Annotated in this window: 12 protein-coding genes and 1 pseudogene; 4 read left to right on the plus strand and 9 right to left on the minus strand. The window is 62.6% G+C overall.

All coding sequences use genetic code 11. From position 1 onward, the window contains the following. Positions 1-140: 140 nt before the first annotated feature. Positions 141-1,472, minus strand: a complete 1,332-nt coding sequence (locus P3T43_RS23220; protein ID WP_429283383.1) for an LLM class flavin-dependent oxidoreductase — start codon at positions 1,470-1,472, stop codon at positions 141-143. Between the two features lie 365 nt (positions 1,473-1,837). On the opposite strand from P3T43_RS23220, the gene P3T43_RS23225 reads away from it, so the two are divergent. Beyond that, the gene (locus tag P3T43_RS23225) at positions 1,838-2,689 is read left to right on the plus strand and encodes a class I SAM-dependent methyltransferase (RefSeq protein ID WP_429283384.1); all 852 of its coding nucleotides are present in this window, start codon (positions 1,838-1,840) and stop codon (positions 2,687-2,689) included. A gap of 181 nt (positions 2,690-2,870) precedes the next feature. On the opposite strand, the gene P3T43_RS23230 is transcribed toward P3T43_RS23225, so the two are convergent. Genes P3T43_RS23230 through P3T43_RS23240 form a run of 3 tightly spaced genes read right to left on the minus strand, consistent with a single transcriptional unit; the run spans position 2,871 to position 5,124 of the window. After that, positions 2,871-3,638, minus strand: a complete 768-nt coding sequence (locus P3T43_RS23230) for an amino acid ABC transporter ATP-binding protein (RefSeq protein WP_429283385.1) — start codon at positions 3,636-3,638, stop codon at positions 2,871-2,873. Further along, entirely contained in the window at positions 3,638-4,315 is a 678-nt protein-coding gene (locus P3T43_RS23235; RefSeq protein WP_429283386.1) for an amino acid ABC transporter permease, read from the minus strand. The genes P3T43_RS23230 and P3T43_RS23235 overlap by 1 nt, the downstream gene beginning before the upstream one ends. 29 nt (positions 4,316-4,344) lie before the next feature. Continuing rightward, complete coding sequence (locus P3T43_RS23240; RefSeq protein ID WP_429283387.1) at positions 4,345-5,124, minus strand: amino acid ABC transporter substrate-binding protein; 780 nt, start codon at positions 5,122-5,124, stop codon at positions 4,345-4,347. Between the two features lie 339 nt (positions 5,125-5,463). Here P3T43_RS23240 and P3T43_RS23245 point away from each other — a divergent pair, with 339 nt between their 5' ends. Continuing rightward, complete coding sequence (locus P3T43_RS23245; RefSeq protein ID WP_429283388.1) at positions 5,464-6,660, plus strand: mechanosensitive ion channel family protein; 1,197 nt, start codon at positions 5,464-5,466, stop codon at positions 6,658-6,660. Between the two features lie 68 nt (positions 6,661-6,728). Here P3T43_RS23245 and hydA read toward each other — a convergent pair whose 3' ends face one another. The 5 genes from hydA to P3T43_RS23270 form a co-directional block, all read right to left on the minus strand. Continuing rightward, positions 6,729-8,180 carry a dihydropyrimidinase gene (hydA, locus tag P3T43_RS23250; protein WP_429283389.1) on the minus strand — a complete coding sequence of 484 codons (1,452 nt, stop codon included), beginning with the start codon at positions 8,178-8,180 and terminating at the stop codon, positions 6,729-6,731. Between the two features lie 93 nt (positions 8,181-8,273). Further along, positions 8,274-9,785, minus strand: coding sequence for an NCS1 family nucleobase:cation symporter-1 (locus tag P3T43_RS23255; protein ID WP_429283390.1), 1,512 nt, complete (start codon positions 9,783-9,785; stop codon positions 8,274-8,276). A gap of 37 nt (positions 9,786-9,822) precedes the next feature. Further along, positions 9,823-11,115, minus strand: a complete 1,293-nt coding sequence (gene preA / locus P3T43_RS23260; RefSeq protein WP_429283391.1) for an NAD-dependent dihydropyrimidine dehydrogenase subunit PreA — start codon at positions 11,113-11,115, stop codon at positions 9,823-9,825. A gap of 71 nt (positions 11,116-11,186) precedes the next feature. Next, the gene (locus P3T43_RS23265; RefSeq protein ID WP_429283392.1) at positions 11,187-12,542 is read right to left on the minus strand and encodes an NAD(P)-dependent oxidoreductase; all 1,356 of its coding nucleotides are present in this window, start codon (positions 12,540-12,542) and stop codon (positions 11,187-11,189) included. Positions 12,543-12,713: 171 nt separating this feature from the next. Continuing rightward, complete coding sequence (locus P3T43_RS23270) at positions 12,714-13,994, minus strand: Zn-dependent hydrolase (protein ID WP_429283393.1); 1,281 nt, start codon at positions 13,992-13,994, stop codon at positions 12,714-12,716. 318 nt (positions 13,995-14,312) lie between these two features. Between P3T43_RS23270 and P3T43_RS23275 the strand changes: the two are divergent. Beyond that, positions 14,313-15,042: pseudogene (locus P3T43_RS23275) on the plus strand (TetR/AcrR family transcriptional regulator). Between the two features lie 84 nt (positions 15,043-15,126). Beyond that, on the plus strand, positions 15,127-15,993 hold the full coding sequence (locus P3T43_RS23280) for an alpha/beta fold hydrolase (RefSeq protein WP_429283394.1): 867 nt from the start codon (positions 15,127-15,129) through the stop codon (positions 15,991-15,993). Positions 15,994-16,386 lie beyond the last annotated feature (393 nt).

Consider the following 16,386-nt stretch of genomic DNA (forward strand, 5'->3'; position numbering starts at 1 on the left):
ACGACCGGACATTGGGTCGAACATTGTTTACCAGCATAGACGAGCCACGCCGGTCTTGCCGAGCATCATGACGTCGCTCTGGAAGCTTATACGCAGCGTTCCCTTGTCTGGTTTCAGGGGCAGCATCGGCCACGCCACATTCAACTGGGGAAAAAGCGGTTCTCCGGGCGCGGCAGTCCAAGGTTCTCGCGCAGTGTCGCGCCTTCGTATTCGCGCCGGAAAATCCCTCTGCGCTGCAATTCCGGAATCACCTTGTCGACGAAATCGTCGAGGCCGCCCGGCAGATGCGAGAACATCACGTTGAAGCCGTCCGAGCCCTCACCGACGAGCCACGCTTCCATCTGATCGGCAATCATCGCGGGCGTCCCGACGAATTCCAGCCCCGAGTAGCCGCCAATGCGCTGCGCCAGTTGGCGAATCGTCAGTTTGTCCCGCTCGGCCCATTCGACGACGCGCTGCCGGCTGGTGCGGCTCGCGTTGCTTTCCGGAATGTCGGGCAGCGGTCCGTCCGGATCGAAGCCCGACACATCGTGTCCGAGCGCAATGGATAGCGACGCGATCCCGCTGTCGTAATGCACGAAAGTGTCCAGACGTGCGCGCTTTTCGAGCGCTTCGTCGAGCGTGTCGCCCACCACCACGAACGCGGCAGGCAAGATCTTCATATGGTCGCGGGCGCGTCCGAGCTTCTCCATGCGGCCTTTCACGTCGGCGTAAAAACGCTGCCCTTCGGCCAGCGTCGTCTGCGCGGTGAAAACAGCCTCCGCCGTCTCGGCGGCGATCTGCCGTCCCGCTTCCGATGATCCCGCCTGAACGATCACGGGCCAACCCTGCACCGGACGGGCGATGTTGAGCGGCCCTCGCACCGAATAGTATTGGCCCTTGTGATCGAGCACATGCAGTTTGTCGGGGTCGAAGAAAATGCCGGAGTCGACGTCGCGAATCAGCGCGTCGTCGGCCCAGCTGTCCCACAGGCCCGTGACGACATCGAAGAACTCGCGGGCCCGTCGATATCGTTCGTCATGCTCAACATGTTCTTCGAGCCCGAAGTTTAGCGCCGCGTCCGGGTTCGACGTAGTCACGAGATTCCAGCCCGCGCGGCCGCCGCTAATGTGATCGAGCGAGGCAAAGCGGCGTGCGACGTGATACGGCGCGTCGAATGTCGTGGACGCTGTCGCGATCAGACCGAGATGCTCGGTGACGGCCGCGAGCGCCGGCAGCAGGGTCATGGGTTCGAAGGACGTGACCGTGTGGCTGCGTTTCAACGACGCCACCGGCATGTTGAGCACCGCAAGGTGATCGGCCATGAAAAACGCGTCGAAGCGGCCGCGCTCGAGCGTCTGCGCGAAGCGCTTCATGTGCGCGAAATTGAAGTTGGCATCCGGATACGCGCCTGGATAACGCCACGCGCCGGTGTGAATGGTCACGGGTCGCATGAAGGCACCGAGGTGCAACTGCCGTGGCTGGATCGACATAAAGGCAATCTCCGCTTGAATCGACGGCCGCGTATCGCCTGACGAGCGACGCGGGATAGAGAGGCACTTGCAATGCAGTCTGCTCCGCCATGTTCGCGCCCGCCTCGTGTTGGGTTGGCGCCAGTCAGAGGCAAGCAGCAATGAGGAGCGAACTCGCGAAATAACATACGCTGAATCCGCCGCGCTTGCAGGCCACGTGCCAGCCTCCCTGCCAGGCCACCGTGTCTCGCCGTCCATTTCAAGGAGCCGCCAGCGACTGCCTGCGTGCGTCATGCGTGCAAAGCGCGCGGCAAACGCTTATCGTTAGGCCTGTTGCCGTCGCGACTCAGGTTTGCCGCGGCCCACTCGAACTCATTCCAGGTGCCATGACTCACCATCCCAATCCGATGTTCCGCACGCTGCGTTACTCCATTACCGGGCTATTGGCGGCACTGCTGCTTGCGGCCTGCGCGTCAGCGCCATCCGGCACGGACGCGTCGCTTACCAGCGCGATCGCCGGTCCGCAGCGCAGCGACGCCGCGAAAGCGCGCGACGTCTATCGTCATCCGCAAGACACACTGCAATTCTTCGAGATCGCACCCGCGCAAACGGTGCTTGAAATCGCGCCGGGTGGCGGCTGGTACACCGACATTCTCGCGCCTTACCTGCACGATCACGGCTTGCTCTACGAGGCGGAATACGTGAGCCCGTCGCCTGCGGCGGCGGCCGAAGAACAGGCCGGTGCCGCCGCGTTTGCGCGCAAGCTCGCCGCGACGCCGGCCGTCTATGGCAACGTGGTCGTCGGCACCCTGCAGGCGGGACAGTTCAGCGGTTTCGCGGCGAACGGCAACGTCGATCGCGTCTTCACGTTCCGCAATATCCATAACTGGATCAAGGACGGCCAGCTCGATGCCAACCTGCGCGCGTTCTACCGTGCGCTCAAACCGGGCGGCATGCTCGGCGTCGAGGAACATCGTGCGGCACCGGGTACTTCGCTACAGCAGATGATCGACAGCGGCTATGTCACGGAGGCGTACGTCGTCGAGCACGCGCGTGCCGCCGGCTTCGAACTCGCCGGACACAGCGAAATCAACAGCAACCCGCGCGATACGAAGGACTATCCGCACGGCGTGTGGTCGCTACCGCCGACTTACGAAGGCGGCAGCCTGGACAAGGCGCGCTTCGCCGCGATCGGCGAGTCGGACCGGATGACCTTGAGGTTCGTGAAACCGCAATGATGACGAGCGGTGGCGCGCGCTGTGCGGCGCGCCGCCGTCAAAGCCTCAGCGCTGCGCCGAGAGGCGCCGCACTACCGACACCAGCGTACCGACCTCATCGCAGGTGTTGTAGCACGCAAGCGAAGGCCGTACGGTCGCCCCGACGCCGAAGCAGCAAAAGCGTATTGCGAACCCGGCGGACTCAACTGGCCCATGCGTCCGGCAGCGTTTGCGTCAACGTGGACACGAAACGCGCGGTCTCGGCTTGCCGAGGCTGGGTGAAGATCTGCCGCGACGCGCCCTGCTCCACCACCACACCGTTACTCAGGAACACGACATCGCGTGCGATCGACGCGGCAAGCCGCAGGTCGTGCGTGGCCATCAGCATCGTCATGCCTTCGCTGGCCAGCTGCTTCAATACTTCCACCACCTCTGCGGCGAGGCCGGGGTCGAGTGCCGAAGTCGGCTCGTCGCACAGCAACACCTCGGGCGACGGCGCCAGCGCCCGTGCAATCGCGACACGTTGTTGCTGCCCACCGGAAAGCGTCGCGGGCCACGCGTCCGCCTTATGCGCGATGCCCACTTTGGTCAGCAATTCATGCGCACGTTCGCGTGCCCGCGCCTTGTCCCACTTCTGCACCGTCAGGAGGCCTTCCATGACGTTCTGCAGCACGGTCAGATGCGGGAACAACTGAAAGTTCTGGAACACCATGCCGGTGCGACGCCGGATGGCGAGCACCGCGTCGCGGGCAGGCTTGTGCTGGCGGCTGAATTCGAGCCGCCGGTCGCCGAGTTCGAGCGAGCCGCCCTCGGGAATTTCCAGCAGATTCACACAACGCAACAACGTGCTTTTACCGCTGCCCGATGGGCCGATCAATGCCGTGACATTGCCGGAAGCGAGCGTGAGATCCACCGAACTCAGCACCCGATGCTCACCAAAGAACTTTTCAATCTTTTCCAGTTTGATCATCAGTTCCCCGCCTGGAAAAGCGCGTGCCGGCCGAAGCGTTTCTCGAGCCGCACCTGCGCGGACGACAACACCGAACTGAACACCAGATAAACCAGCGCCGCTTCCGTATACAGAATCAGTGGCTCATAGGTCACCGAAGCAATCCGCTGCGCCGCCTGAAACACTTCAGGCACCGTAAGCACGGCCGCAAGCGAGGTGTCCTTGACGAGCGAAATAAACGAGTTGGAGAGCGGCGGCAATGCCACCCGTGCCGCTTGCGGCACAATCGCGCGGCGCAGCGCCTCGCCGCGTGTCATCCCCATCGAATAGGCGGCTTCCCACTGGCCCTTCGGAATCGACTCGATCACCCCGCGAATCACCTCGGAGTTGTAGGCGCCGACATTCAGCGAGAAGCCGATGATGGCCGCCGTCAATGGGTCGAGCACGATCCCAACGTTCGGCAGTCCGTAAAAGATCACAAACAGTTGCACCAGCAACGGTGAGCCGCGGATCAGCCAGACATAGAAGCGCACCACCGCCACCGCCCAGGCGGGGCCAAACAGGCGGATCAGCGCGGCGGCAAACGCCAGCATCAAACCGAGCGCGAACGACGCAAGCGTGAGCGGCACAGTGAACACGAGCCCCGCATACAGCAGGGGCCACAGCGACTGTGCCATCAGGTGCAACCAGGCTGGCATGTTTCAGACCCCTCAGAGCCGGACGGCGCTCACTGGGAGACGTCTTTGCCGAAATACTTCTGCGAGATCTTCTCGTAGGTACCGTCCGCCTTGATGTCGGCGAGCGCCTTGTCGACCGCTTCCACCAGCGCCGGATCGCCCTTGCGCAACAGCACCGCCGATTTGTCGCTGTCACCGGAATTGTCGAGCGCGACGATCTTCACCTGCGCGTCCGGCTTGTGCTTCTTGAAGTCGAGAAACGACAACGAATCGTTGACGGTCGCATCGACCCGGCCCGAGGTCAGCAGGTCGATCGATTCGTTAAAGCCCTGCACGGGGATCACATCCGCGCCGTGATCTTTGGCGATCTTGCCAAAATTGCTGGTCAGCGTATTGGCCGATTTCTTGCCCTTCAGGTCGTCGAAGCGCTTGATGCTGGTGTTATCCGCGCGCACGATCAGGGCCGCATGCGAGGTGATGTACGGCGTCGAGAAATCGTATTTGACCTTGCGCGCATCGGTAATGGCGACTTCATTGATCACGGCGTCATAGCGGTTCACGTCGAGGCCGGCAATCAGACCGTCCCACTTGCCTTCGACAAACTCGGGCTTCACGCCGAGGTGTTGTGCGATGGCCGTGGCGATGTCCACGTCGAAGCCGGTCAGCTTGCCCGCTTCATCGTGGTACGTGAACGGCGCATAGGTGCCTTCGGTGCCGACCTTGAAGACGCCCGATGCCTTGATCTGGGCAAGCTCGTCTGCAGCGAAAGCCGAGGTCACGGCCGCGGCCTGCAGGAGAGCGATCAACAGAATGGAACGAATCGACTTCATGAGCGTGTGCTCCGTAGGTATTGGTATGGAGAATCGGTACCTGCGCGGCTAGGCGCCCCGGCAGAGTGGGCGGACTGTAGCAAACGGTCTGCGTTTCGACAAAGCACGAAGTTTTCGAAGAATATGCGGATCGGTGATAAGCCGTCAGGATGCGAGTTTCAGCGCGTTGAACGCGCGGGGCACGGCCGCCATTACAATACCGCTTGAGGCGCCGAAGCCGGCCTCACCCGCACTGCAGCAAAGGCTAAGGCCGCTGGGTCATCCCTCTGTACCGCGCCGGCGGTTATCGGCGCCACCGGAAGCCCTGCAAGAACGACCTGCTCATCACTGCGAGGTTCTATGTTCGGTGGCATCTTCCAGATCGTGACGGACCGCGACGGGCACCGTCATTTTTATGCCTATACCGACAGCGCCGCCGTCGCCACGCTTCTCGTGATCGCGTTGCTGCTGTTCATTCTGCTGATCAGCACGCTCTGCTATTACCTCACGCGTTTCATCATGCTGTGGATCGTCGGGCGGCTCGCGCGCGGCGAACGCCGCAAATGGCTGCAAGCCGCAGTGAAGCACAAGGTGTTCGATCGCCTCGCGCCGCTGGTGCCCGCGTACCTTGTTTATCTGTCAGCGCCGCTGATATCGGGTTTGTCGTTTCCTGTGGTCTACCTGTTGGGGGCGCCACTCGCGACGCTCGCCGCGTGCTACATGGTGCTGACAATACTGCGCGCGGCTTTCGCTTTTCTCGCCAGCATCGAGGATCGCTATAGCCATTTTCCGCACGCGAGCGAGCGGCCGATCAAGAGCTTCCTGCAGGTTGCCACCATCGTCCTGTATCTGGCCGCCCTGATCGCCCTCATTTCCGTGCTGCTGCATCGATCGCCCACCTATTTCCTCACCGGCGTGAGCGCGATGACAGCACTCCTGATCATCATTTTTCGCGACTCGTTGCTGGGCTTCGTCGCCAGCATCCAGCTGGCCGCTTACGACATGTTGCGGGTGGGCGACTGGATCGAAGTGCCTGGCTTCGTCGCCGACGGCACGGTTGTCGACATTGCCCTGAATACGATTACCGTGCGCAATTTCGACAACGCGATTGTGACCATACCCAGCTATGTCCTGCTGAGCAACGGCGTCAAGAACTGGCGCGGGATGGTCGAATCCGGTGGACGGCGCCTCAAACACGAGATTCATCTGGACGTCGACAGCATCCGGTTTGGCGACGACGAACTATTCGCGAAGCTGCAGGCCAGCACGGATTTGCAGACGCCGTTGATCCTCGCGGAGGAAGATCCGCGCCTGACCAATCTCGGCATCTTTCGCCGCTATCTGACGGGGTATTTTCGCCAGCATCCCACGATCCGTACGGATATGCCGCTGGTGATCCGCCTCCTGCAATCGACAGACCGCGGTCTGCCGCTGGAGCTGTTCCTGTACATCGACGACACCGACTGGGAATCGTTCGAACGTATCCAGTCGGACATGCTCGACCATGTCTATGGGGTGCTGCCGCAGTTTGGACTGCGGGTCTGGCAGAAGCGCTAGCGCGCCGTCATGAAGAGCAAAAAATCCTGACCCGAAGACGCATCCCCACGGGTCAGGCGCAGACTCACTTACCGCTCGACCGCGTGCGGCTCCTTGAGTTTGTTAGCCACCCGGATCGCATCGAAGTACGCGGAGTTCGGCGGGCGCTTCAGATATTGACCCGCGCCCCGTACCGCACGCAGATCGCCATCCGTCCAGGCCAGCGCCCCGCGCGTGAGCGTATGGGTTGCCACCCCCTGCACCGTCATGCCTTCGAACACGTTGAAGTCCACCTTCTGGTGATGTGTCTTGACGGAAATCGTTTTGGTGGCGGCCGGGTCCCACACCACGATATCGGCATCGGCCCCGACCTGGATGGCTCCTTTGCGCGGATACAGGTTGAAGATTTGCGCGGCATTGGTCGAGGTAATGCGCACGAACTCGTTGGGCGTGAGACGGCCCGAATTCACGCCGTGATGCCAGAGCACCGCCATGCGGTCTTCGACACCGCCGCAGCCATTTGGAATCTTCGTGAAGTCCTCGCGGCCCATCGCCTTTTGCGATGCGCAAAATACGCAGTGGTCAGTCGCGGTGGTGTGTAACTGTCCCGCTTGCAGTCCGGCCCAAAGCGCCTCGCGATGCTCGGCAGAACGAAACGGCGGACTCATGACGTGCGCCGCCGCGCGGGTCCAGTCGGGGTTGCGATAGACGGCCTCATCGATCACCAGATGCCCCGGCAACACTTCGCCGAACACCCGTAGTCCTTCGCTGCGCGCCCGCGCAATCGCATCGGCCGCATCTTTGGACGACACGTGCACGATATAGACCGGCACGCCCAGCACCTGGGCGATCCGGATTGCGCGGTTGGCCGCCTCCCCCTCCACCTCGGGCGGTCGCGAAAGCGGATGCGCTTCCGGCCCGGTGATGCCGCGCGCCAGCAACTGCCGCTGCAACTGGAACACCAGTTCGCCGTTTTCCGCGTGCACGGTAGGGAGCGCCCCCAGTTCGAGCGAGCGCGCGAAGCTGTTCACCAGCACCTCGTCGTCCGCCATGATGGCGTTCTTGTAGGCCATGAAATGCTTGAAGCTCGACACGCCATGCTCATGCACGAGCGTGCCCATGTCGCGATGCACCGATTCGTCCCACCATGTCACCGCGACATGAAACCCGTAGTCCGCGGAAGCTTTCTCGGCCCAGCCGCGCCATGACTGAAACGCCTCCATCAGCGACTGGCGCGGGCTGGGAATCACGAAGTCGATGATGCTCGTGGTGCCGCCCGAAAGACCCGCCGCGGTGCCCGTATAGAAATCGTCACTGGCGGTGGTGCCCATGAAGGGCAACTCCATATGCGTATGCGGATCGATGCCGCCCGGCATCACATACTGCCCATGTGCGTCGACAATCGACGCGCCCGCCGGCGCCTCCAGGTCCGGGCCGATCTGCAGGATCGTGCCGCCATCCTGCGGGTCCGCACACAACACGTCCGCCCGCCAGCTACGGTCCGCATCGATTACCGTGCCGCCGCGAATCAGGGTCGTCATCTTGCTGCCTCCTCATTGACTGCTACGTATTCATTGCCGCTGTCACTGCGTCGGAACAGCGGCTATGTCTATTCCGCCCGCTCACCCTTTACCTCATGCGCTGGCAACCCGCGCACTCGATCCCTTGCTCAACTTCATCCACGCACTGTAGACAATGGACGCGAGCGCGAGGCCCACGAACCATGCATACGTATAGAGCGTATTGAAGAACGCCGGCACGTTCGGAAAGGTGGCCGGAAACGCGGTATGCAAAAAGCCGGGCAGATTCGGCAACACGCCCACCAGCAGCGACACCACCGCGCCGATATTCCAGCCGCCCGTGTAACTGTACTCGCCGTTTTCGTCGAACAGTTCGCGCGGGTCGAGCCGCGTGCCGCGAATCAGGAAGTAGTCGACCATCAGGATGCCGGCGACGGGCCCGAGCAACGCCGAATAGCCCACCAGCCACGTGAAGATATAGCCTTGCGTCGTGGCCAGAATCTTCCACGGCATCATGACGATGGCGATGGTCGCGGTAATCATGCCGCCCATGCGATACGAAATTCCCTTCGGCCACAGGCTCGAAAAGTCGTAAGCCGGCCCGACGAGATTGGCCGCGAGGTTGCAGCACATCGTGTCGAGCGTCAGGATCACCAGCGCGACGCCGACGCCAATGCCGGTCATACGGCTGGTGAGATCGATAGGATCCCAGATTGCCTTGCCGTAGATCACCACCGTGGCCGACGTCACCACCACGGAGATCACCGAGAGCAACGCCATGGGCGCCGGCAAGCCGATCGACTGCCCGATGACCTGATCGCGCTGCGAACGGGCAAAACGCGTGAAGTCAGGAATGTTGAGCGCAAGTGTGGCCCAGAAGCCGACCATCGCGGTCAGCCCCGGCCAGAAGGTGACCCAGAACAGCCCCTCCTTCTTGCCGCCGGCCACGAACTGCGACGGCGCCGACAGCATCGAGCCAATCCCGCCGGCCTTCGATGTCGCCCACCACACGAGCGCGATACACATCACCACCTTGATCGGTGCCGACCAGCTTTCCAGCCAGCGGATCGAATCGGTGCCGTGCACGATGAAGTAAATCTGCAGCGCCCAGAAGACGACGAAACACGCTAGCTGCCCGAGCGAAATATCGAGGAACGGCAGCGCCTCGCCATGCAGCGCATTGCCGGTGAGGATATTCAGCAGGGTGTAAATAGCGCTGCCGCCGAGCCACGTCTGAATTCCATACCAGCCGCACGCCACGATGGCCCGCAGCATGGCCGGCAGTTTGGCGCCCTGCGTGCCGAACGACGAGCGCACCAGCACCGCATACGGAATGCCGTGCTTGGCGCCAGCGTGGCCGATCAGCAGCATCGGCGCCAGCACGATCAGATTGCCGAGCAGCACGGTCACCACCGCCTGCCACGGCGACATGCCCTGCTCCGTCAGGCCCGCAGCAAGCATGTATGAAGCGATATTCATCACCATCCCCACCCACAGCGCCGCGAAGTGATACCACTTCCACGTGCGTTGCGCGACGCCGGTTGGAGCCAGGTCGTCGTTGTAAAGACTGCTGCCTTGCGCGCCGGCCGCTAGCTGCGGATCGACGGTTTGCGCTGTCTGCTTCATTGAATGATCTCCACGGGTCGCTGAGTCGTTGATTCCCTTAGGCCTGCGCGGCGGCTTGCAACTCGCCCACCTCCACGCGTGCCGGGTTGTTCGGATGCGTGGTCCAGTTTGCATATTCACCGGCGTCGACGCGTTCCATCGTGATGCACTGCTCGACCGGGCAGACATGCATGCATAAATTACAGCCCACGCACTCAGAGTCCACCACTTCAAAATGCCGAACGCCATCTTTTTCGCGCGTGACGGCCTGGTGCGAGGTGTCTTCGCAGGCGATATGGCACAAGCCGCACTGGATACACTTGTCCTGATCGATGCGCGCCTTGATGTCGTACTTCAGGTTCAGGTGCTTCCAGTCGGTGACGTTGGGGACGGCGCGCCCGCGAATCGCGTCGAGCGTTGCATAGCCTTTTTCGTCCATCCAGTTCGACAGGCCGTCGGTCAGATCGGAAACAATACGGAATCCGTAATGCATGGCGGCCGTACAGACCTGCACGCTGCCCGCGCCCAGCACGATGAATTCCGCGGCATCGCGCCAGGTCGAAATGCCGCCGATGCCGGAGATCGGCAGACCGGGCGTTTCGACGTCGCGGGCAATTTCGGCCACCATGTTCAGCGCAATCGGTTTCACAGCCGGACCACAGTAGCCACCGTGCGTGCCCTTGCCGTCGACGATCGGCATGGGCGCCATCACGTCCAGATCCACGCCGACGATCGAATTGATCGTATTGATCAGCGACACGCCATCGGCCCCGCCCTTGTAAGCAGCGCGCGAACCCGTGCGGATGTCGCTGATGTTCGGCGTGAGTTTGACGAGACAGGGCAGCCTCGTGCCCTCCTTCACCCAGCGCGTGACCATCTCCACGTATTCGGGCACCTGTCCCACCGCCGCGCCCATGCCGCGCTCGCTCATCCCGTGCGGGCAACCGAAATTCAGTTCCACTGCGTCGGCGCCGGTGTCTTCGACCAGCGGCAGGATCCATTTCCAGTCGCGTTCGTTGCACGGCACCATCAGCGAGACGATCAGCGCGCGATCCGGCCAGTCGCGCTTGACCTGGGTAATCTCGCGCAGGTTGACGTCGAGCGGCCGGTCAGTAATTAGTTCGATATTGTTCAGGCCTGCGATACGTTGGCCGTTCCATTGCACCGCGCCGTAGCGGGAGCTGACGTTCACTACATGCGGGTCGAGGCCGAGGGTTTTCCAGACCACGCCGCCCCAACCCGCTTCGAAGGCACGGTTGACGTTATAGGCTTTGTCGGTCGGCGGTGCGGACGCGAGCCAGAAAGGGTTCGGTGACGTGATGCCGGCAATCGTACAGCGCAGATCGGCCATGTTCGGCTCCTTGGGGACTCTGTTTTATGCGGGTGTCGCAGGTTCGTCTGGGTGCAGCACGTGCGTTGCCATCAGGCGGCCCTGATCGCCGTGCGGGCGAAGTGAGCGTCGATGGCAGCCGCCGCCAGCTTGCCGTCCTGCACCGCCTGCACCGTCAGATCGAGCGCGCCCGTGGCGGCACAATCGCCGCCCGCCCAGACATCTGGCAATGACGTCTGCCGGTTCGCGTCGACGGCAATCCGGCTGCCGTCGAGCGTCAGCAACTCGCGCTCCACGCCCACGGCGACCAGCGTCTGGCCGATCGCCTTCAGCACCATGTCCGCTTCCAGAATGAAACGCTCAGTGCCTGCGGCCGAATGACGCTCGAATTCGACGCCCGTGACGTTGCCGTCGTTGCCGTCGTTGCCGGTTAGCCGCACCGGCTTCGCATGCGTGATGAGCGTCACGCCCTGGCTCTGCGCGAACTCACGTTCGGCCCACGTTGCGCCCATCGTCTCCACGCCGCGGCGGTACACCATCGTCACCGTCGTTGCGCCCAGCTTGCGGCTTTGCACGGCCGCATCGACCGCGGTATTGCCCCCGCCAATCACGACGACCCGGCGTCCCACCGGCACGCTGCCGAGGTCGCTCGCCTGGCGGACCTGCTCGATAAAGTCCACCGCGTTCAGCACGCCGCCGAGGTCCTCGCCTTCCAGCGCCAATTCGCGCACGCCAGTGAGGCCGATCGCCAGAAATACCGCGTCGTGCTGCTTGCGCAGTGCGTCGAGCGTGACGTCACGACCGAGCGCCACGCCGTTTTTGATTTCGATGCCACCCACCGAGCACAGCCATGCCACCTCACGCTGCGCGAAATCCTCAACCGTCTTGTACGCCGCAATGCCGTATTCGTTCAGGCCTCCTGCCTTGTCGTGAGCGTCGTAGAGCGTCACGCGATGACCGACGAGCGCGAGGCGGTGCGCACACGCAAGACCCGCTGGCCCCGCGCCGACTACCGCTATATGGCGGCCAGTCTCGGCGGCGCGCCTGAACAGCACTTCACCGCGTGCCATCGCCCAATCGGTCGCATGACGCTGCAGCGCGCCGATCGCCACCGGCTTCTCGTCCTGATGGTTGCGCACGCAAGCACCTTCGCAAAGGATCTCGGTCGGACAGACCCGCGCGCACATGCCACCCAATGGGTTCGCCGACAGAATCTCGACGGCAGCGCCTTTTAGATTGCCGTTGCCGATCTTGCGGATGAAAGCGGGAATATCGATCTGCGTCGGACACGCCTGAATGCACGGAGCGTCGTAACAGTAGTGACAGCGGCTCGCCGCGACCGCTGCCGCGGCCGGATCGAGCAAGGGCGAAATATCCGCGAATTCGCAGGAAAGCTGCTCGGGCGACAGGCGCTGCGGGGCAATGTCGCCGGTATGCTTGATGGCCATGCGCGTTCCTTCTCGATTGTGAGGACGTAGCCGTGCCCGCCGGCTGCGCTCGCGCGCAGTCGGGACGGCTTGTTTTATAGGCAATACAGTCAGGTTTTTCTAAAAAGGCCAACCCGGACGCCAACGCGGACCAGACCCGATCGACGCGGCGTCCCTGTCACCCTTGCAAGTTCATGAAGCCGGTTCGCAGGCACGCCCCAGCATGGCGTGCAGCAGCACATTGGCGCCTGCCTCGATCCACTCCAGCGTGGCGTCCTCGATCTCGTTGTGACTGATGCCGTCGACGCACGGCACGAACACCATCGACGTCGGCGCCACCTGCGACAGATAGCAGGCGTCGTGGCCCGCGCCCGACACCATGTCGCGATGCGGATAACCGAAACGCTGTGCCGCGGCGCGCACCGACTTCACACACTCGGCGTCGAAAGCGACCGGTGCATAATAGAAAATCTGTTCGAGTTCCGTCGCAAGACCAATGGCGCTCGCGATCTGTTCAACACCTTCGCGCAGCGCCGCGTCCATCTGCGCGAGCACCGCGTCGTCCGGATGACGGAAATCCACGGTGAAAAATACCCGGCCCGGAATCACGTTGCGTGAGTTCGGGTGCACCTGCATCATGCCGACCGTGGCGCAGCCAAACGGCGCGTGGTCGAGCCCGATGCGATTGACCAGATCGACCACCCGCGCCGCACCGAGCAGCGCATCGCGACGGCGCGGCATGGGCGTCGGGCCGGCATGGGCTTCCTGACCGGTCAGCGTGATTTCGTACCAGCGCTGCCCTTGCGCATCGGTCACGACGCCAATGGTCTTGTGCTCGGCTTCGAGAATCGGCCCCTGTTCGATATGCAGTTCAAACGCTGCATGAAGCGGCCGGCCGCCACACGGCAGATCGCCCGCGTAGCCGATGCGTTCGAGTTCCTCGCCGATCGTCTTGCCGTCCACGTCCTTGCGCGACAAACCGTATTCCAGCGAGAACACGCCGGCGAACACACCCGAGGCCACCATCGCCGGCGCGAAGCGCGAGCCTTCTTCGTTGGTCCAGATCACCACCTCGACCGGATGCTCGGTCTCGATGCCGTGATCGTTCAGACTGCGAATGACTTCCAGGCCGCCCAGCACGCCATAGATCCCGTCGAAGCGGCCGCCGGTGGGCTGCGAATCCGCGTGCGAACCGGTCATCACCGGCAATGCGTTCGGATTGCGCCCCGCACGCCGCATAAAGACGTTGCCCATCTGATCCACCGTGACTGTGCAGCCTGCTTGTTTCGCCCAACTGACGATCACGTCACGTCCTTCCCTGTCGAGATCGGTCAGCGCGAGGCGGCAGACTCCGCCCTTGGGGGTTGCACCGATTCTGGCCATCGTCATCAGGCTATCCCACAGACGCTTGCCGTCGACCTTGATCGACGTATCGGGCTCGGCATGCTTTAACGCCTCGGATACCGCGTTCATTCGTCTCGCTCCTTTCGATGAATCCAGACGCCCTGCGCGCCTTGAAAAACTGGTGCATCCGTGGCGGATCGTGGGGCGTTTTCGCACGGCCACGGTGCACACCCTAAGCCGTTTCGCACGCACTCGACAGAGGGCTAACCCTGGGGCTGAGGCCGTTCGTCAAATCCTGTCCAATTGGACAGGTTGTAGCCGATTAACTCCGCCAAATCAATGCCTTTTGTACGCTGCGATACAGAGCGAGAAACGTGCCATTGCAACGCAGCATGGCGCTTTGACGTGGTTCAATTGAGCGTGTCCGAACCGGCTCAAACGACTAGAATGAAGCGCGACGCGGCATGCGCGCCGCGCGAGGCCAACAATGAGACATGACGAAGTGCCAGCCGAGCTTGCTGAAAACGATGAGACCCGCGCGCCTTTGCGGCGGCGCAAGGCGCACATCCGCGAATCGAACGAGGCCCATCTGCTGGCCTGCGCCGAAGCCGTGTTCGCCGAGCGCGGCCTGGAAGGTGCCAGTACGGCCATGATCGCCGAACGCGCGGGCCTGCCGAAAGCCAACCTGCATTACTACTTCCCTACGAAGCTGGCGCTGTATCGTCGGGTGCTCGAAGACCTGTTCGAGGACTGGCATCGCGCGGCGGATACGTTCGAGGGCAGTGATGATCCGGTGACGGCAATCAGCGGCTACGTGCGCGCGAAAATGGAATTGTCGCGGCGGCGGCCGCTCGGCTCAAAGGTGTGGGCCAACGAGATCATCCACGGCGCGGAGCATATGCAGGACATCCTCATGCAGCGCGTGAAGCCCTGGCTCGAAAGCCGTGTCACGGTGATCGACGACTGGATTGCGCGCGGGTTGCTCGCGCCGGTCAGTGCACGGACCTTGATGTATATGATCTGGGCTACTACGCAACACTACGCGGATTTCGATGCGCAGATTCTCGCGCTGGGAGGCAAACGTGCGCTGACGCAGAAGGCCTTCGATGCGTCGACCGAGGAAGTGGTGCAACTGGTGATTCGTGCGTGCGGCGCGGTGTCGCCTGCGCAACGCTAAACCGTAAACGTCGGCCCGCGTTTCAATACCGCTGGCAAAGCGTTCTTTCGAGCGGCACACATTGCGAACAACTCAAGGTGGTTCATGCATAACCCGGCAACACCCACAGACGTACACGCACACGCAGCGAAAACCGCATCGGCAAAGCGGTTCGCCATCCTCCCCGCCACTGCCACGCGCGACGCGCTGCGAATCGAGTACCGGTGGATCAATCAGGCGCTGCCCGACGCGCCCATTGCGGTGTTCTTGCACGAAGGATTGGGATCGATCGCCATGTGGCGCGAATGGCCGCAGCAACTCTGCGAGCAACTCGGCCTGCGCGGCCTCGTCTATTCACGCCCGGGATATGGACGCTCCACGCCGCGGCCTCATCACGAGCGCTGGCCCGTCGATTTTCTGACGATTCAGGCCCGCGACATCCTGCCCGCGTTGCTGGATGTACTCGGCGTCGATGCTGTACAACGCGCGCACATGTGGCTGATCGGCCATAGCGATGGCGGTTCGATCGCACTGCTCTACGCCGCGTTGTTTCCTGATTGGCTGGCCGGCGCCGTCTCCATTGCGCCGCATGTGTTCGTCGAAGAGATCTCGCTGCAAGGTATCGCGCAAACGAAAGCCGCCTACCAGCAAACCGAACTGCGCGAAAAGCTCAGCCGCTATCACGACGATGTCGATTCGGCGTTCTACGGCTGGAGCGACATCTGGTTGAGCCCGGCGTTCAGGACCTGGGGCATCGTCGACGAACTGCGCGCAATCCGTTGCCCCTTGCTCGCCGTGCAAGGCCATGACGATCACTACGGCACCATGGCGCATCTCGACGCGGTCGCCGAACAGGTAGCGCATGCACGTCTGGTCAAGCTCGACGCTTGCGGGCATTCGCCGCATCGCGATGCACCTGCCGCGTTGAATGCAGCGATTGCCGCGTTTATCGAAGCGTCGCGGCGGCCTTGAGGCAAACGGCCAGCCGCCGTGCAATCCAGCGGGCAATTTGACAAATTGCCCAAACCTGCACAATCGCAACTTTTTACCCAAGGTTCATAAAACCTACACAGGTCAGTCGTTATGCTTCGGCGGTGACGAGCGAGGGACCCCACACCTTCGCCGGATTCCCTCCTACCGTCGAAGGCCTCTCATGCTTGCCAGGTCTGCGTATAGCGTTTTGTTTGAGGAAAACTCCGTAGGCAAACGTTTGGCGGCAGGGCCATGCGCGTGCGTACGCGCGCTCTCAGCATGCCTGTTTGCGGCATCCATATGCCTGTTTCTGAGCGCCTGCGGCAACGACGACAGCAAGCCAGCCGCAACGCCCGCCACTACCGCCGAACAGATCAACGCCGCGCCGCCCGC

This window comes from Paraburkholderia sp. GAS41 (assembly GCF_050436545.1).
GTDB lineage: Bacteria > Pseudomonadota > Gammaproteobacteria > Burkholderiales > Burkholderiaceae > Paraburkholderia.